The sequence below is a fragment of the Mycobacterium sp. IDUB_37 genome, from assembly GCF_055419245.1.
This window is the reverse complement of sequence record NZ_JBVAXG010000009.1, coordinates 38,866-54,528: the sequence shown is the minus strand read 5'-3', so window position 1 is coordinate 54,528 and position 15,663 is coordinate 38,866. Positions and strand designations below refer to the sequence as shown.

Annotated in this window: 23 protein-coding genes; 8 read left to right on the top strand and 15 right to left on the bottom strand. The window is 63.0% G+C overall.

Annotation, left to right across the window (positions count from 1 at the left end):
• Nucleotides 1–3: 3 nt before the first annotated feature.
• A complete protein-coding gene (locus ACZY1I_RS25135) occupies nt 4–708 on the top strand; it encodes an SHOCT domain-containing protein (protein ID WP_463758760.1) in 705 nt (234 codons plus the stop codon).
• 12 nt (nt 709–720) lie between these two features.
• Here the strand turns inward: ACZY1I_RS25135 and gjpA are convergent, their stop codons facing one another.
• From gjpA to ACZY1I_RS25115, 4 genes are all read right to left on the bottom strand, one after another.
• Nucleotides 721–1,305: an outer membrane porin GjpA gene (gene gjpA / locus ACZY1I_RS25130; RefSeq protein ID WP_463758758.1), complete on the bottom strand. Its 585-nt coding sequence runs from the start codon at nt 1,303–1,305 to the stop codon at nt 721–723.
• 119 nt (nt 1,306–1,424) lie between these two features.
• Complete coding sequence (locus tag ACZY1I_RS25125) at nt 1,425–2,432, bottom strand: glycoside hydrolase family 6 protein (protein WP_463758754.1); 1,008 nt, start codon at nt 2,430–2,432, stop codon at nt 1,425–1,427.
• A gap of 74 nt (nt 2,433–2,506) precedes the next feature.
• Nucleotides 2,507–2,665, bottom strand: a complete 159-nt coding sequence (locus tag ACZY1I_RS25120; RefSeq protein ID WP_463758751.1) for a hypothetical protein — start codon at nt 2,663–2,665, stop codon at nt 2,507–2,509.
• A complete protein-coding gene (locus tag ACZY1I_RS25115) occupies nt 2,662–3,087 on the bottom strand; it encodes a hypothetical protein (RefSeq protein WP_463758749.1) in 426 nt (141 codons plus the stop codon). Before ACZY1I_RS25115 ends, ACZY1I_RS25120 begins: the two co-directional genes overlap by 4 nt.
• A gap of 224 nt (nt 3,088–3,311) precedes the next feature.
• Here ACZY1I_RS25115 and ACZY1I_RS25110 point away from each other — a divergent pair, with 224 nt between their 5' ends.
• Both ACZY1I_RS25110 and ACZY1I_RS25105 read left to right on the top strand, forming a co-directional pair.
• Nucleotides 3,312–3,917 carry a hypothetical protein gene (locus ACZY1I_RS25110; protein WP_463758746.1) on the top strand — a complete coding sequence of 202 codons (606 nt, stop codon included), beginning with the start codon at nt 3,312–3,314 and terminating at the stop codon, nt 3,915–3,917.
• 39 nt (nt 3,918–3,956) lie between these two features.
• Nucleotides 3,957–4,223: a hypothetical protein gene (locus ACZY1I_RS25105; RefSeq protein WP_463758744.1), complete on the top strand. Its 267-nt coding sequence runs from the start codon at nt 3,957–3,959 to the stop codon at nt 4,221–4,223.
• Between the two features lie 15 nt (nt 4,224–4,238).
• Here the strand turns inward: ACZY1I_RS25105 and ACZY1I_RS25100 are convergent, their stop codons facing one another.
• Nucleotides 4,239–4,910, bottom strand: coding sequence for a TetR/AcrR family transcriptional regulator (locus ACZY1I_RS25100; RefSeq protein WP_463758742.1), 672 nt, complete (start codon nt 4,908–4,910; stop codon nt 4,239–4,241).
• A 64-nt stretch (nt 4,911–4,974) separates the two neighbouring features.
• On the bottom strand, nt 4,975–5,205 hold the full coding sequence (locus ACZY1I_RS25095) for a hypothetical protein (RefSeq protein WP_463758740.1): 231 nt from the start codon (nt 5,203–5,205) through the stop codon (nt 4,975–4,977).
• A 258-nt stretch (nt 5,206–5,463) separates the two neighbouring features.
• Here ACZY1I_RS25095 and ACZY1I_RS25090 point away from each other — a divergent pair, with 258 nt between their 5' ends.
• Nucleotides 5,464–6,021, top strand: a complete 558-nt coding sequence (locus ACZY1I_RS25090) for an MPT63 family protein (RefSeq protein ID WP_463758738.1) — start codon at nt 5,464–5,466, stop codon at nt 6,019–6,021.
• Between the two features lie 56 nt (nt 6,022–6,077).
• On the opposite strand, the gene ACZY1I_RS25085 is transcribed toward ACZY1I_RS25090, so the two are convergent.
• Nucleotides 6,078–6,431: a nuclear transport factor 2 family protein gene (locus tag ACZY1I_RS25085; RefSeq protein WP_463758736.1), complete on the bottom strand. Its 354-nt coding sequence runs from the start codon at nt 6,429–6,431 to the stop codon at nt 6,078–6,080.
• An 89-nt stretch (nt 6,432–6,520) separates the two neighbouring features.
• Here ACZY1I_RS25085 and ACZY1I_RS25080 point away from each other — a divergent pair, with 89 nt between their 5' ends.
• The 3 genes from ACZY1I_RS25080 (at nt 6,521) to ACZY1I_RS25070 (ending at nt 9,507) form a co-directional block, all read left to right on the top strand.
• A complete protein-coding gene (locus tag ACZY1I_RS25080; RefSeq protein ID WP_463758733.1) occupies nt 6,521–7,339 on the top strand; it encodes a MerR family transcriptional regulator in 819 nt (272 codons plus the stop codon).
• Nucleotides 7,294–8,097, top strand: coding sequence for an SDR family oxidoreductase (locus ACZY1I_RS25075; RefSeq protein WP_463758728.1), 804 nt, complete (start codon nt 7,294–7,296; stop codon nt 8,095–8,097). The genes ACZY1I_RS25080 and ACZY1I_RS25075 overlap by 46 nt, the downstream gene beginning before the upstream one ends.
• Before the next feature lie 129 nt (nt 8,098–8,226).
• Nucleotides 8,227–9,507 (top strand): GAF domain-containing protein, encoded by a 1,281-nt coding sequence (locus ACZY1I_RS25070; protein ID WP_463758725.1) that lies wholly within the window; start codon nt 8,227–8,229, stop codon nt 9,505–9,507.
• A 19-nt stretch (nt 9,508–9,526) separates the two neighbouring features.
• Here the strand turns inward: ACZY1I_RS25070 and ACZY1I_RS25065 are convergent, their stop codons facing one another.
• Nucleotides 9,527–9,946, bottom strand: a complete 420-nt coding sequence (locus ACZY1I_RS25065; protein WP_463758723.1) for a helix-turn-helix transcriptional regulator — start codon at nt 9,944–9,946, stop codon at nt 9,527–9,529.
• 192 nt (nt 9,947–10,138) lie between these two features.
• Between ACZY1I_RS25065 and ACZY1I_RS25060 the strand changes: the two genes are divergently transcribed.
• The gene (locus tag ACZY1I_RS25060; protein ID WP_463758721.1) at nt 10,139–10,513 is read left to right on the top strand and encodes an NADPH-dependent F420 reductase; all 375 of its coding nucleotides are present in this window, start codon (nt 10,139–10,141) and stop codon (nt 10,511–10,513) included.
• A 35-nt stretch (nt 10,514–10,548) separates the two neighbouring features.
• Here the strand turns inward: ACZY1I_RS25060 and ACZY1I_RS25055 are convergent, their stop codons facing one another.
• The 7 genes from ACZY1I_RS25055 to ACZY1I_RS25025 form a co-directional block, all read right to left on the bottom strand.
• Entirely contained in the window at nt 10,549–11,127 is a 579-nt protein-coding gene (locus ACZY1I_RS25055; protein WP_463758719.1) for a TetR/AcrR family transcriptional regulator, read from the bottom strand.
• A 70-nt stretch (nt 11,128–11,197) separates the two neighbouring features.
• A complete protein-coding gene (locus tag ACZY1I_RS25050; protein ID WP_463759286.1) occupies nt 11,198–12,115 on the bottom strand; it encodes a dihydrodipicolinate reductase in 918 nt (305 codons plus the stop codon).
• A gap of 505 nt (nt 12,116–12,620) precedes the next feature.
• The gene (locus ACZY1I_RS25045; RefSeq protein ID WP_463758717.1) at nt 12,621–12,743 is read right to left on the bottom strand and encodes a hypothetical protein; all 123 of its coding nucleotides are present in this window, start codon (nt 12,741–12,743) and stop codon (nt 12,621–12,623) included.
• Between the two features lie 100 nt (nt 12,744–12,843).
• Nucleotides 12,844–13,398, bottom strand: coding sequence for a histidine phosphatase family protein (locus ACZY1I_RS25040; protein ID WP_463758715.1), 555 nt, complete (start codon nt 13,396–13,398; stop codon nt 12,844–12,846).
• Nucleotides 13,395–14,183 carry a CbtA family protein gene (locus ACZY1I_RS25035; protein ID WP_463758712.1) on the bottom strand — a complete coding sequence of 263 codons (789 nt, stop codon included), beginning with the start codon at nt 14,181–14,183 and terminating at the stop codon, nt 13,395–13,397. Before ACZY1I_RS25035 ends, ACZY1I_RS25040 begins: the two co-directional genes overlap by 4 nt.
• 9 nt (nt 14,184–14,192) lie before the next feature.
• Complete coding sequence (locus ACZY1I_RS25030; protein WP_463758708.1) at nt 14,193–14,402, bottom strand: CbtB domain-containing protein; 210 nt, start codon at nt 14,400–14,402, stop codon at nt 14,193–14,195.
• A gap of 102 nt (nt 14,403–14,504) precedes the next feature.
• Nucleotides 14,505–15,359: a helix-turn-helix transcriptional regulator gene (locus tag ACZY1I_RS25025; RefSeq protein ID WP_463758704.1), complete on the bottom strand. Its 855-nt coding sequence runs from the start codon at nt 15,357–15,359 to the stop codon at nt 14,505–14,507.
• Nucleotides 15,360–15,663: the final 304 nt, after the last annotated feature.

The window sequence follows — 15,663 nt, the reverse complement described above, 5'->3', positions numbered from 1 at the left end:
GTCATGGATGAGCAGCAGAACTTTTCCTTCGATGGCGAAACCACTGGCCATGGTCCGTTCGCGAGTCACCCGACGCTAGGCGCACTCCCGCGCGAGGTACGTCAGCAGATCGCGGACCTTTTGGCACAAAAGAAGAAAGTCGCAGCGATCAATCTGATCCTCGAGGCCGTCGGCGTCGAGAACATCGGACTCAAGGAAGCCAGAGATCTCGCCGAAGGACTGAAGCAGGCGGTGCGACAGGCGCAACCTTCGGAACAGGCATGGGCAACCGGAACGATCGATAAAGCGGGGACGATCCTCACGCTGTACCAGGACGGCACCTTCACCACCAAGGGGCCGATCTTCACCAGCAGGCGAGATCGCCTCATCGACTTCTCGCACGACAGTGATTCGACGGGCCGAAAGGCGTACGTGAAAATCACCGGGCAACGGTCAGGTGTGAAGACGTACACAGCGAAGAAACCCGACGACAGAATCCTGTCGTCGATCCGATCGCTGCAGACGGCAGCGCAGACCTTGCTGGCGTCGCCGTCCGCATTGGTCAGCGCATCGAATGACGGTGTCGCTGCGTCCGACGACGACCACAGGACGCCGCCGGCGCAGGATACGGACATCGCGACACAGCTAAAAATTCTCGCCGAATTGCACTCCACCGGTGCGCTGTCGGATGACGAGTTCGCCGCCGCGAAAGCTCGGATCCTGTATTGAGAGTCGCTAGCTTCAGGGTGCCAGAAGGGTGCCGCCCAATGCATTTCCGAGGATGCTGATCAGCCCCGCCGCGGCGGCGATCGGACCCACCGGTATCGAGGGAGCGCTGAGGGTCCCACCGGCAAAGTCGTCCGGCGGATAGAAACTGAGTTCCAGCCCCAAAGCGTTCAGGATCGAACCGCCGGTGCCGTAGTACGACGGCCCGTTGGCGCCGCTTACCACCTGTCCCGGGCTGAATAGCCCGCCGAACGCGAAGCCGAGGCCGTCGAGTCGTTCTCCACCGTCGGAGCCGGCAACGACGAAAGGCTGGAACGTCGGTGCCAGCGCATCGAGGTTGAGGGTAGCGCCGTTGAAGAACGCGTCGACGACATCTGCCGGCATGTCGACGAGATGACCAAGGGCGGCAGTCGCATTCGCATTGGTGAGGTCGGCGAAAACGTTTTCCGCGCTGTTCCACAACGCCACGCCAGGGCTGACGAAAGGCCCCAACGCGCCGAGGAGTACGCCGCTTGCCGGCGACGCTGCGAAATTGGTGAGACCCGTCACGAATGTGCTTTCCAGCTGGGACGAACCGGTCTGGAACGACCGGCTCGACACCGATATCGCCAGAGCGAACTCCCGGGCTCCTGAGCCTGTTGGTGCTGTCCGGTGTGAGTAGCGCCGCGGATGTGGTCCAGGCCAACATCTGCGAGTTGCGTGTAGCCCGGGTGGGCCCCTTAACGGCCCGCGGCGCTCGCCAGGTCGATGGCGTACTGATTGACGAACGTGCCCGCCGGCGGATCGCCCTTCCCGCACGTGCCGTCTGATTCACCGGGACGCTTGATCCACAGGTAGGCATCGGCATGCGCGCCACCGGTGGCCGAAGTGGGCGGACTGCCCAGCGCCCGGCCGCTGGGGTTGCACCAGCTGTGATCAGGGTCGGCGGCGGGTCCGACTCCGTTGCGCGAGGTGTCGACAACGTAGTGCGAACCGTTCGTCAGGCCCGAAATCGCTTCGCCGTAACCGATTTCGTCCTCGGTCGTGTAGAAGTTCGCCACGTTGACGCTGAAACCCCGCGCGTGTCCGATACCGGCGCTGTTGAGCCTGCCGGCCATGTCGTCAGGGCTGTGCCAGCGCAGGTGACCCGCATCGATGTATACGGCGGCGGCCGGATTGCGGCTCAGTGCGTCGACGGCGTAGCGAATCAAGTCGTAGCGTTCCTGGCGCTGGTCACCCGACAAGCAGTCGGCCATAGCGAGAGCATCCGGTTCGACGATGATCGCCGCCGGCGCACCGCCTATGTCGGCGGCGATGCCGTCGATCCAGCCTCGGTATTCGCCGGCCGACCCGAACCCGCCTGCGGCATAGCTGCCACAGTCACGGTGCGGGATTCCGTACAGCGTGAATACCGGCACTGCGCCGGCAGCCGCCGCGTCGCCGGCGTATTTCGCGACGGTGGCTGCCGAGCCGCCCGGGACTACCCAGTACGCCTGTGGTGTATTGGCGATACCGGTCAATTGCGGACTTGGCGGATTGGCCGCCTGCGCGGCCCGCATGGCCGCTGAGTTGGGATTGACGTAGAAGTTCCCGCCCCCCAGCGGGTTGGCGTCGCTGGCCAGTCGCACCGCCGGGGCGTGCGCGGGGTGCGTCGCAGGGTGGGCGACGAGACCTATGCTGGCAACGGCCGCAACCGTGACGGCGGGGGCGATCCATCGCCCGACTGCTCTAGCAGCTGAGAACATCACCCCAGGAAGCTATCGTCCCAGAGCCCTGGCCGCCAATCGCCCTGACTTCGGTTGGATGGTGTGCCACGTCGGGGTCACCGACGACGACGTTCAACCCGTCCGCCGCCCTTGACGAGAAACGCCGCTTGATCTGCCCGCGACGGGTTGTACACCAACCAGCCGGCCTCGAATGGATCTGCAACTAAATCAGTTGTCGGGTGATCAATTCCCATTACACGCAGATACTCGGTCACCGCGACGATCGCCTTGGCGGGGCTGTCCACGGTTCTGACTGCGAACTCGCGGCGGCGTGCCTCTTGGGGTCTTCGACAAAGGGTCCAGCTATGCGGGTGTGCTGCAACCACTCGGTGAGGCCAACCAGCGTGAAGTACCACGCTGCCAGACCGCAGGGCACCGCGACGAGCGGATAGAAAAAGGTCAGTCCGCTCGCTTGGCTGGCGAGCGCGATCGCCGCAATATAGGTGGCGAAAAGCAGCAGCGGAGGAAGGACGAATGCGGCGGTGCGTTGCAGGAAGTCGAGCCGGCCAGGTTGTGGCCGTTGCTGATTCATGGCCATGGCGGCGGTGAAGATCCCAAACGGAACGCAAAAGAATACGAACAGTGCGCTGAATACGAACTCGGCGATGGTGAGGGCGGTGTCGAGATTCGGGTTCATCGGGTCAGGCCGGCTGTGCGACAGGTGCCGTCCGCGGTCGTAAAACGGTAAACCTGTTGTGCATCAATATCGTTCGACAACTGAAAATGGCGCGTTAAGGACCGGATACGTCATCAATGCATGATACGTGCGGCGGCCCATCGTCGATTTGATCGGCGTCAAAATCGGGAATTGCGCAACCGACGAACTCATCGCGCGCGATGAGTCGGGATAGGCTATTCGTCGTGCGAGTGCAAGCTGCCCATATTCGATATGGCGCCCTTTTGGCTCCGCTGATGATCATCGCCTCGGTGAGCTGTAGCGGTGCCCCCCATTCGGCGCAGACCTCTCAATCGGTGGCATCCACCACCGGCGCGACCAGCACCCAATCGACGACGTCCACGACCGCCGCGACTGACCGATTGAAAGCCGTGCTTCCCCCCGGACTTCAGTGCGAGGTGGACGGCGGTGGGCACGGTGATCAACCGACCTCGATTGCCAGGGCTGTGTGCGATCACGGTGCACCCAGTCAAGTCGTCTACTGGCTTTTTCCTGACTCGGGAACACTGTCCGGGGGCTTCAACGAACCACCGCGGGCAGATCTGAGCGAAAGTCTGGTCGCGTGCCCCGGCAGGGGCGCGTCGCCGCAGGACTGGCACGGCTCGGCAAATCCGCAGCAACACGGCAAACTGTCCTGCCTAGTCGGCAAAGGTGCGGGCGGGGTGAAATCGGGGACCTACCCGCACGTCAGGTGGACGGTCGATGCTCAGTTGATTATGGGATCCGTCGGGGGAGACAAGGTTCATACCCTGGATCAGGAGTATCAATGGTGGTCGGCACAGTATCAATAGGTACGGGCACGCTGGTACGGATAGTCGGCGCCGCAGAAGTTGGCGGCAGGAGCGCCAGCCCCTGAGACGCTGCCGTTTACCGGCCTCAAGAACCCGGGTGGTGTCGCGGCGGACGCTCACGGCGCCATCTATGTCACCGACACGGGCAACAACCGGGTGATCAAGCTGCCGAGTGGCGCTTCGGCTCAGCAAGTCCTCGCGATGACCGGCATACACAAGCCCGGCGGTATCGCAGTTGATTCGGCCGGCGACGTCTACATCACGGACTGGCAAACCAAGCAGTTGCTCAAACTGCCCGTCGCGTGAGGGCCCAACTGACGTTCATGACGCCGAACGGCGTCGAACCCGCTGCGGTGCAGTGATTTTGGTCAACGACTCCATTGCGCCGGCGAGCTGCGGGTAGATGACGGCAGGCCCGATCCAACGCGCCAGAAAGCGCCGGAGATCCGCTCCGCTTCGGACGACCTGACCGCGGTCCACCAGAAATGAGTGCAACACACGAAGGCAGAATTCCGAGAGGTCGCTGAGGGCATCCTCATCGAAACCTGCTTTTTCCCAATCTACTTCGTACCTGTGCAGCATCGAGCGGCTAAATGCCAAGGCTGTATCAGAGGTCAGGGTGGTGCCCGTGGAGTTCGAAGTTCGCTTGCTCAGCATGAAACCGATCCGGTGGTCTTCAGAGAGATGCTCGATCGCGAACGCAACTCCTTCCACGATCGCAGTCGCAGGATCCGTCTGTCCGCGTACGTGATTGGCCAGCTGCTCGAGGAAACCGTCGCCAGAGCGCATTGCGGTGGCAAGCATCAGCGCCTCGGTGCCGGGGAAGTAGCGATACACCGTCTGGCGGGTCACTCCCAAGGAGCGGGCGACGTCGGCGATGCGCATCGCGGAGCCGCGTTCGGCGATCAACGCGTCGGCGGCATCGAGGATCCGGCTGATGGCCTCCTCGTCAGAACGTGGCGTGTTGCCGGACCAGCCGTGACTGCGGACCATTACCCGCCCACCTGCGCCGCGTGCATGGAGCGATCATATCCGTGACGAGGTCTCAACGGGTTCGTCAGCCACGTGCTGCGCCGACCGAATACCAGTGCGCGGCGCATTTTGGTTCCTGGGCGTACCTGCGGAACCAGCGTCCGGCGAACGAGGGAAGATTCTCCAGAGCGGGGTCACGGCTCGGCCCCTGCGACCGGACCACGCCGGCCAGCATCGCCACCATCTCCCGTTTGGGTACGCCAGAAGCATCGAGTGGTGTCCGGGCGCAATCCGGAGGAGTGGTTGCTTGGGGCATTCGAGGTTTATCGAAAGGCCGACTTAATACTTAAGTTTCGGAAACTGTGGCAGATGGTGCCGGTGTAAACAACCAAGCCGAATTATGTTGCTCGAAAAGCACTTTCAATCGCACGTTCGTGGGTATTCCGGCGCAACAAAGCTATTGGATGAGGCTTCTTGTTTGAGCTGGTCTGCGTCTGGTTATGCAGAGCAAGTGCGGCCTTTCCCCAGACTGGTTGGCCGCTCAAACAATGTTGCATAAATAAAGGAGCCCATTGTGAGGTTCGGTAAGAATTCGGTCAAGGTGGCTATTGCTGCAGCGGGGATAGCTGCGGCAACAACTTTCGGCGCGGGAGTCTCCTCCGCCGCACCGGCGATACAGGGGTTTGGCGTGAGTCAGCAGTTGACCGCCGGGCCGCTTGTCACCTCCTACACTGTGAGCAACCTGCAGCCGAGCACCATCGCCATCCCCGGCTACACCCCGAAAGGCACCCTTTACGAGGCCAACATCACCGCAAAGTCGGATGCGGGTGTGGTGACGCCTCTAGTAAGGAACTTCAGTGCCCGCGGGCCCAATGGTCAGACTTACAAGCTGATCGACAAGGCATCGGCACCGAATGGCCTCAACCCGGCACCCATCCCACAGGGCAACGAGTCAACGGGCGCGCTGTATTTTGACGTGACGGGCGCGCCGCCAAATGGTGTGGTCTATAACGATGGATTGCAAGACATCTTGATTTGGACGTCGAACATCCCCGGAGAATCGGCGCCTGGTGTGCCAGAGAACTCGGGTCCGGCGCCTGGCGGACTTCCTGCGCCGTCGACACCCAACTAGTCGGATCTACGACTGTCTCCCCGCGCCCGTCAGCGGCGTGGGGAGACAGTTGCATATCAACGACTGCGGTTGAAGATGATGAAAAGGCCGGCTATGAGATCGTCTCGGGCGACGATGTAGTTGGTGATCACGAGTTCGTCAGGCAGACCCGTTTTGTCATAGTCACCGTCATAGCGGGCGCGTAGCACGGTCACGCCGGATCGTTCGTCGGCGTGGATCGCCTGCATTGTCACGTGGTCACCGACGATCTCGGAGGCAACCCAGGCGCGAATGGATTCCGAGTTGGCGAACTCGCGCTGGTTGTCGTTGACGACAGCGTCGGGGGCGAATGTCCGCATCACAGCATCGATATCGAAAGTGTTGACCGCGTCCACATAACGTTGGGCGACGGGGTGAAGTTGAGTAGTCATGTCACCAACGTGGACTCTCACGCTGCCGGAGAGTCAAGGGTAATGGCCGGCCTTGACTCTCCCGCAACGGGAGACTTCACAATGAGCCGGTGACCAGCATCCTGTCGATTGGCGACTTCTCCCGAATGACGCAACTGTCGGTAAAGACACTGCGCCACTACCACGATGTCGGGCTACTTGAGCCGCGTCGCGTCGATCCGGCTACTGGCTACCGGTACTACGCCAGCGATCAGGCACCGACCGCTCAGGTAATCCGTCGGCTACGTGACCTCGGCATGCCGGTGGCTGACGTGCGCGCCGTACTTGTCTCTGCGCCGGCCGATCGCAACGCATTGATCAGCGGTCACCTGGAACGGCTCGAAAACCAATTGGCGACAACGCGCAGTGCCGTGGAATCGTTGCGGGCCATTCTGCAAGCGCCGGCCGCTGATTCGCGCATCGAACACCGCACGGTTGCCGATGCCTCGGCCGCGGCGATCACGGCGACGGTCGACCGCGACGAGTTGCTGCCCTGGTGGCAGGGGGCGGTAGGCGAATTGCGAGCGACGGTGCAGGCCGACCATCTGCTCACGCCCACTGGGGTGCTCGGAGCGTTGTTCGAGTTTGATGTTTTCGCCAACGATCGCGGTGGCACTACCGTTTTCGTCCCGGTTCGCGGTGAGGTGCGACCGATTGGGCGGGTGGTGCCGATGACCATTCCGGCGGCGGAATTGGCCGTCATCTCCTACCACGGCCCGCATGACGACGTCGACCTCGACTACAGCGCGCTCGGCGAATACGCGACCGAGCACGAAATCAGTGTCGAAGGCCCGCTGCGGGAGTACTACGACCAATTCTTCTGGGACACTGAGGATTCCACGCAATGGGTCACCTCGCTGTGCTGGCCTGTCTTTCGGGCCGACGCGTGAACGCGCTGCAAGGTAGGCGGGCAGTCGTCACCGGAGGCACCAAAGGGACCGGCGCGGCCGTGGCGACCTGGCTGCGATCTCGCGGAGCTCACGTCACCACGGTCGCGCGCCATGGCGGAGCGGAGGCACACGATTTCATCGCCGCGGACCTCGCCTCGACGGCTGGCGTCGAGCAGGTGGCCGCTCAGATCCGTGACCGTGGCGGACTCGAGATCCTTGTGCATGTTGCGGGCGGCTCCAGGGCTCCGTCGGGCGGCTTCGCCACGCTCAACGATCAGGACTGGGCAGATGAGCTCAACCTGAACCTGCTTGCCGCAGTCCGTCTGGACCGGGCGCTCCTGCCCATGATGATCGACGCGGGCTCCGGGGCGGTCGTGCACGTCGGGTCCATCCAGAGCCGACAGCCGCTTTTCGACGGCACCCTGGGGTACGCCGCGGCGAAGGCGGCGCTGCGCGCCTACAGTAAGGGATTGGCTAATGAGTTGGCGCCGAAAGGTATTCGCGTCAACACGGTGTCGCCCGGGTTTATTCAGACCGAGGCCGCCGAAGACCTCATTGCGCGGATCGCCGCCGCCGGCACCGGCGACCGCGACGCAGCTCTGCAATCCGTTATGGACGCCTTGGGCGGCATTCCACTGGGTAGGCCTGCGCAACCCGCCGAGATCGCCGAGGTCGTCGGGTTCCTCGTCTCCGATGCCGCGTCGGCGATGGTCGGCGCCGATGTCGTCGTCGACGGGGGCACGGTGCCGACTGTGTGAAAAGCGAAGCCGAGTACTGCTGGCGTTCCGAAAAGCGAACGGAGTTTGCGTCATGTGGCCGGGTCGATTCCCGCTAGCTGGGCATACGGGATAATCGTTCCAGTTGTACAGACGAGAGGCGACCGCATCGTGACGATCCCAGCGCCGAATCAAGCCCACCCGGAACTCGACGGGCATGATTCCGCTACATCGCATGACTTGCGCGGATTGTTCGGGCAGTTCACCACCGTTTATGCCTCGCTCGCAGGCTCAAGGCATGTGGTCGAGAAGGCCAGCCCGGCATTCTTCGCCGCGATCGGGGAGCACCAAGCCCGCACTGGACTTCCACTTGCTGACTTGGCGCCCGAGCTCGGCGACCAAGGCGTCGTTGCCCTACTGGATCAGGTCTATCGGACCGGTGAGCCGTATGCGGGCCACGACATCGCCGGCGCCGGAGCCGATATCCGCCGGTCCACGTTCGAGGTCACCTACGAACCGCGTCGCGACGACGCGGGCCAGGTGATCGGTGTGCGGTTGATCGGTGTGGAGACAACCCAACTCAAGCACGCGCAGCGGCTGATGGTCGAACAGCGCGCACTGGTCGAACAGATCGCCCGCGAAGCACCTTTGCCCGACGTGCTGGACGGGATGGCGCGCACCATCGAGGAGCTCGCGCCTGAACAAGTGCTCGTCTCGGTGCTGCTCGCGGACCCGGATGGGCGGCACCTGCGCCACGGTGCCGCGCCGAGCCTGCCCGACTTCTACAACAACGCTATCGACGGAATCGCCACCGGTGAAGGCGTCGGCTCGTGCGGCACTGCCGCACACCGGCGTGAACCGGTGATCGTCACCGATATCGCCGTCGATGCGTTCTGGACGGACTTCCGCGATCTGGCCCAGCGTGCGGGGCTCGCTGCGTGCTGGTCGACGCCGATCCTGGCACGCGACGGAGCCTTACTGGGAACCTTCGCTATGTATCACCGCAGCCCGCGTGCCCCGCAAGTCAACGATCTTGCACTGGCTCGGATTTTCGCCGACACCGCGTCCCTGGCCATTGAACGCCACCGCAGCGAGCAGGCCAGGGCGGCGGCGGAAGCTGAGGTCGAGGCGGCGCGGGCACAGCTGGCATCAGCGTTGGACGCTGAGCACCGGTTGCGCGCCGAGGCCGAGCAGCGCGCCGAGATCGCCGCTCAACTCGCTGCTGAGATGCGCAGCGCCGCAGTCACCCAAGCGGCCATCCCGCACCCCGAGCGGTGCGAATTGGGCGGATCGCAAGGGTGTGGCGCTCCGGCAGAGATCAAGGTCGCCGATCCCTGGGGCGACTCGGCGTGGGGTTGCGACCTGCATGTCGAGCAGGCGCTTCTCAACGTACGTTCGGTGTTCATCGCCGACGAAGAACTCGGCGGCCTGGGCGCTTACCTCAACCGCTGACCCTCAGGGGCAATGCCGGTCAACTCGGTTCGGGTGCGCCGAGGGTGGCCAACCGGGTGAGTTCGACACGGGAGCGCACGCCGGTCTTGGTGAATGCGTGACGCAGGTGGGTGCTGACCGTGTGCGGGGACAAGAACAGCTGAGCTGCGACCTCCCGATTGGTGGCCCCGCGCGCGACGAGATCAACGACGGCCCGTTCGGAGGCAGTGAGGTCACGCAATCGGTCGGCGCTTGCCGTTCCAGTGGGCTGACGGCGACGTGCACCGAGTGCCCGCAGTCGTTGTCGGGTACGGGCGGCGTCGCGCAGTGCGCCGATCTTTGCGTAGGTGTTGTGAGCTTCGTCGAGTAGGTGGATGGCGGTGTCGCGGTGGGAGTTGACGCGCCCGGCGTCCTCGAGTGCACCGGCGCGGGGGAGTGGACGGTCTGTATCGGCGAACATCTTGGATTCATGTGGGCACGTCGTTCGGCAAATTCGGCCGCGCGGGCGGCCAGATCGCGACGGCCGGCCCGAACGGCGATGCGTGCGAAGGCGGGCTCGTCGGCGGGGTCGAGAGTGAAAGGGTGTCCGGTGTCGCCGTAGCTTGTCATCCTTGCCATACCTTTCGTCAAAATCCCAGAACTGACCGCAGCGGTGCCGGACTGGACGGGCCGGCTCGTCGTCGACGTCACCAACCAGTTCGCCCAATACCAGCCCACCTACGCCGGATTCGTCGACCTGGGAGACGAGACCGGCAGCGAATGGGTCGCTCGACACCTGGCCGGCGCCACCGTCATCAAGGCGTTCAATACGCTATACGGCAGCTACATCGCCGCCGATCCGCGCCACGCCGTGGGCCGGCAGATCGTGTTCTACGCCGGTGACGATACTGGGGCCCGCAACAAGTTTGAACGTTTCGCCGACAGACTCGGCTTTGCGCCGGTCGCGGTCGGCGGGTTGCGCGACGGCGGGAATGTGATGCAGCTCGGTGGATCGCTCAGCGGCGTGCATGCACTGCGCCAAGACTGACTTTGAACCCACAATGCAGAGCCGGACCGCTTGTCTCACTCGATGTTCCGGCGCCCGGCGGCGGCGATCAGGGACGTCAAGAGAAGCTCGAACGCGCGATTGTCTTGTGGAGGTGCGTCATTGACGGACCCGCTGTCATCGGCGAGTTTCTCGTCACGTGCTGCGCGCTGCTTGTGTGCCAGCCGATCGAGAAGTATTGAACCTTGGACGAGTTCGGAGAGAGCCGAATATGTTTCGCGCGCCGTCGACTGATCGAGGCCGCATTGGATCATGCAGGAGATCGCTTTCTCCGTCTCCTTTGCGCCGAGATGCTGCGCCATAGGGCTCAGTACGCCTCGAATGAGGATGAGATCGGTCAACACGGGATCAGCGAGGAACGTCTGCCGCACGCCGCGGGCGTGCGCCATCAACGACTCGCGCCAATCGTCTGACTCCACGAAGGGCGGCAACCCGCTGCGGCGCAAGGCGCGATCGGTCATGGCGTCGAGAAGCTCAGATTTGTTGCGAATGTGCCAATAGATGCTGGTTACCCCCACGTCCAGCGATCTGGCGACCAGTGGAATGCTCAGGTCCTCGACTGAAGAGTTTGCCGCTACCGCGAAGGCGGTCTCCACAATCGCGTCCGCGGTCAGCGAGCCTCGCGCTCGTCGCTGTGATTGCGGCGGCGTTGGACCACTTGCCATGTCAGCGGCGGGTTTGACGGGTGACGATCGACGGGCCTGCCAATGGTACGGAAAGTAGTCCAGGCGCAGCATCGATGACCGCCGGTATTGCGTTGATCGCCGCCATAGCGGTCGCGGCGACGCCAGGGTTGGTGGTGTCGCCTTGGGCCGGGTCGAGACGGAGGTCGAGGGTCATATTGGGGGATCCTTCGATGCGGAACACCATTCCGCCCTGGCCGGGTTGTGCCGGGCGCGGCCAAGTGTCGGGCCATGGTGTGGAGGTGACTGTCGCGAAGTATTGAACAGATACGACGGGACGGTCGGCATGGATCGCGGCGAGTTGCCAGCGGTGGGCGCAGACCGTGTTTTCGCGGATCACGCCGAGTGCGGTGTCGAGGTCGTGCGGGGCCAAAATCGTTTCCCAGTCCAGCGTCACTTTGTCGACGTCGACGGACAGCGTGTCGGCGATGTAGCGGACGACGGGCTCCCAGTCGTTGTTCACCTTGCCGACTGCGATGCGGATGGGAACATGGCCGTCAGGTTTGCCGAAGCCCATCGATTCATGCAGGACTTCCCAGATCGGATAGGCCAAGTCGAGGTCGAGGGCGTACTCATCCATCCGGTAGGAGTCGATCACGCCCGCACCGGCCAGCAAGGCGGTAGGGAGATTGAGGCTCACGAATCCCGGCTCACATCCGGTCGCGTAGAAGGTTGCACCGCCCTCGCGCGCGGCGCGTTCGATCGGATCACGCCATTTCGCTGGAGCTGCAGGCGGATACACCATCGGGATCGCGGAGATGGTGACGACGTTGATGCCGGCTTCCAAATAGCCGACGATGTCAGCGATCACCTCGTCTTCACGTCGGACGGCCGTCGCGCAGTACGCGACGCAATCCGGCTTGCTGCCCAAGATTTCCGCCAGGTCGCCTGTTGCCCCGATGCCCACGTCCGGGCGGCCGCACAATTGACCGGCGTCTGCGCCGATCTTGGTCGATGAGGACACTTTGACCCCGATCAGGTCCAGCGCCGGGTCATCGATGATTGCGCGAAGTGCCACGCTTCCGGTCATGCCGGTGCCGACATGAACTACGCGACGTTTCGTCGTTGCAGTGCCAGGAGATGAAGTCACAGGCGTTGCCTTTCAGAGGAATTGGGCCGAACCATCGCGATTCGAATCGCACTTTCGACCCATCTGTCTTGATTACTGTAGATAATACTAGTAACGGTTACTAGTCTGGCTTCCAGCCGGGAAAGGTTCAACCTCCGGTACGTTCGCGAAGCAGACATTCACCTGACCTCTCGCGGATCGGAGCAGTGGTGGTGACGCACCATCCCGGACAGCGAGTAGCCAAGGGCCGACGACGGCTATAAAGGCTCCCCTTTAGCGGGCGAGTCGTAGTTCGTCGCCAGGTTGTGCAGGATTCGGCTCCGGACAGGCCTGATTCCTACAGGTCCCGGATCAGGTGAGCCACGAGCTGACGATGCGCGTGCACGGAGGCCCGCCATGCGCGGTCTTCGTGAGCGTTCAGCCAGTTCGGTTCCATAGCCGCCTCGACTCGTCGGCTCATCAACAATCCCCACCTATGGTTGAGTAATCAACCGTTTCGACCGGTGTTACGAACGCCAGCACCTTCATTGATTGGAGTGATCGTGGGGACGGCTGGATGATCACAGTCGCAGGGTCCAGCATCGATCGCGGAAGTGCAGGACCGTGCGGCTGACGGGGGGAATGTCGATGCGCCAGAACGATTCCGGTGGAGTATCAAGGGCTGACACGATCGCGGCTCTGATCACTGCGGGATGAGTTACCGCCACGGTCGATTGCGGGCAGTCCGTCAACGATGTCAGCCAGTCGGAGACCCGTCCGATCAGCTCGGTGATCGATTCGCCGCCGTGCACCGCTGCTAACGGATCGGTGAGCCAGCACCGCAACTCCTCGTTATCAAGGCTGCTCAAAGTTCTACCCCGCCAGGCGTGACAATTCAGGTCGGCCAGGCGAGGTTCAGTTGTTGCCGCTAGGCCCGACAGCGTGGCGGTCTGACGGGTGCGTTGCTCGGGTGCCGTAAGTGCGCGAATCTGACCGCTGAAAGTGAAGGTTTTGCAGGCCGATTCGACCTGACCGCGGCCAAGGTCGTTGAGCGGTTCGTCGTCCGGAAAGCGTCCAGCCGCCATGGCTTCCGTCATTCCGTGCGACACCAACACCAGTCGCAAGACGCCGGTCACTTCGCGCTGGCAACCTGCTCGCGCTGCGTATGCGGAGCCAGCAATCGCCCGGCGAGCGTTGCGAAGACCAGGCCGATGGTCACCCACAACACCAGTTGCGTACTCAGCGACGTCAGTCTGAACTGGTAGAGGACATCGGCGGGGAATCCCGGGTAGATGATCGTGCCGGCAGCATCTCGCATCGGTTGGGGAGTCTCGGATTCACCCGGCAAGACCAGCATGGTGGCCCCGATTACCACCGTGTAAGCGCCGCAGGCGAACACGTTGGCGTTAAATGTGCCCCAGCGCGGCGAGAAATGTTGTGCTAACCAGACTGTCGCCCCGGCCAATATCACCGACACCAATAGCATCACCAGATACCACAGGGTGCGCGCTGCGATCGTGTCCGCCTGACCAACGGCGGGTGGGTTGGGCGGGTATTTCACAAACGGCACCAGGTACGCAGTGATGAAAGCCGCGGATGCGAGGCGAATCGAAAGCGTCCGTGGCGCAGCGCTTTCCGAGCGACTGTAGGCAACACAGAACGCGACGGCCAACAACGCGCCCATCGCAGCACCGAAAATCAGCAGCCCAAACCCCAATCCGGCGTTGCCCTGCACGCCGCGGGAAAACAACTCTGCCCCGTGCTCGTGGACGCCTTGAGCATGTGCGGCCTCGGTTCGACCGTCTTCATATTCGACTGCGCGTCCGATGACGGGTTCGGCGAATAACCGGGCGAAGCCATACGCGAACATGGCGCCCACCACCCCCGCCAGGACGCCGCGCGCAATCAGACGCTTCTCCACGACGTTGGCTTAGTGGCAGGGAAACCCGAGCAAATGCCTTGCGTCATGGAAGAATTCGTGTACGTGGGTGTCGCTGCCGAATAGCGATACCGCGCCCTGGTCGATGCCGACGAAGTAGATCGCCAACATCGCGAGCGCCGCTGTCGCCGCCAACCACAGCGTCGCCGCTTTCGCCGACAGGTCGACCGATTCGGCGGGGATCGTTGCAGCGTTCGCCACGATTGACTCCTTCTGGGATCTCGCGTCCCTCTGGGTGCGCTCGGGTAGCCGACGACGAACGCCGGGTCTGACTGTATACAGCGGCGCGCCCGTTCTGGAGTTTCACCAGATTCCGTAGCTCGTCGACCCGCCCAGTGTAGTCCGCTGCGCCAACCAGAGGCCGGTGCGTTGCCGATCTGAGGTGGTTGGTTCCAGACTCGTGCACCAGCTTGGACTAGTCAGGGTGGTAAGCGGGAATTCGCCGTAAGCCCGGTGGTATTGGGCGGAGAATCTGCCGAGGTGGCCGCATCTCCACTTCTGTACCACGGCCTTGACCGTGGTGCAGGACTGATCGCTGTTCATCAGATCTGCCCGTGCTCGATTGAGCCGGATGCGGCGTAGGTACTCCGTCGGCGTCATGCCGACCTGCTGGCGGAACAGATACTGCACGGCTCTGGGCGTGAGATTCACGGTTGCCGCGATGTCATTGATGCCGATGTCATGACCGGCGTGGTCCTGCATGAATGTGACGGCGTCCTTCAGCGCGCTTGAGAGGGCGGCGGCCTCCGGCGGATCCGGCACGTCGATCATCGTGAACGGGAAGCATTCAACTGTGACGGCTGTCAGCAGGCGAGTCGCCGCGTAAACCGTCAGCGGCCACGACCCGGCGTCTGGATCGTTGAAGGCACCGACCACATAGTCCAGTGCGCGATGCCACGCGCCGGGGACCGTGGCCAAAAGAGGTGTTGAGCCAGGGAATGTAATTCGTTGCGGCAGTGCCGGGTTACTTTCGTTTGCAACCTCTTGCAAGAGGTTCACGTCAATACTGACGACCTGGAATCGGGCGAGACCGGCTTCCAGCGTGCACGGCAATACCTCGTCGGCGAGCAGGACGGGTTCTGTACCCGAAAGAGATTGCCCGGCGACCTTGAGCGCACCCGTCCGAGGCTGAATGACGTTGACGAAACGAGTGCCCACGACTTCACAGCGAAGGGTGCCCTCGACCACAAACTCATCGATAGAGACCCCTCCGGCTGCTTGTCGCAGAACGGTCGCGCAGCAGTCCTTTGACAGACTTTGCAGCTGCCAGCCAGAACTGTATGCGGCGGCGAAGAAACGTCGGACCTGTTCTGAGTGATTCAAGTGGAATCGCTCGACGCGCGGTACTGCTGAGCCGCGGACCGTCTCTGTTTGGTCGTTCGGGGTTTCACGCTCAGTGGTCATCTCCGCGGACTCTGAAACACGAGGGTGGTTGCCCATGCTGAATATTGGGCCGCGCAGT

Coding starts and splice junctions, on each gene's coding strand:
- ACZY1I_RS25135 (WP_463758760.1), top strand. CDS start 4: ATGGATGAGCAGCAGAACTTTTCCTTCGATGGCGAAACCACTGGCCAT.
- ACZY1I_RS25115 (WP_463758749.1), bottom strand. CDS start 3,087: ATGAACCCGAATCTCGACACCGCCCTCACCATCGCCGAGTTCGTATTC.
- ACZY1I_RS25100 (WP_463758742.1), bottom strand. CDS start 4,910: ATGGTCCGCAGTCACGGCTGGTCCGGCAACACGCCACGTTCTGACGAG.
- ACZY1I_RS25095 (WP_463758740.1), bottom strand. CDS start 5,205: ATGCCCCAAGCAACCACTCCTCCGGATTGCGCCCGGACACCACTCGAT.
- ACZY1I_RS25085 (WP_463758736.1), bottom strand. CDS start 6,431: ATGACTACTCAACTTCACCCCGTCGCCCAACGTTATGTGGACGCGGTC.
- ACZY1I_RS25075 (WP_463758728.1), top strand. CDS start 7,294: ATGGGTCACCTCGCTGTGCTGGCCTGTCTTTCGGGCCGACGCGTGAAC.
- ACZY1I_RS25065 (WP_463758723.1), bottom strand. CDS start 9,946: ATGTTCGCCGATACAGACCGTCCACTCCCCCGCGCCGGTGCACTCGAG.
- ACZY1I_RS25045 (WP_463758717.1), bottom strand. CDS start 12,743: ATGAGCCGACGAGTCGAGGCGGCTATGGAACCGAACTGGCTGAACGCT.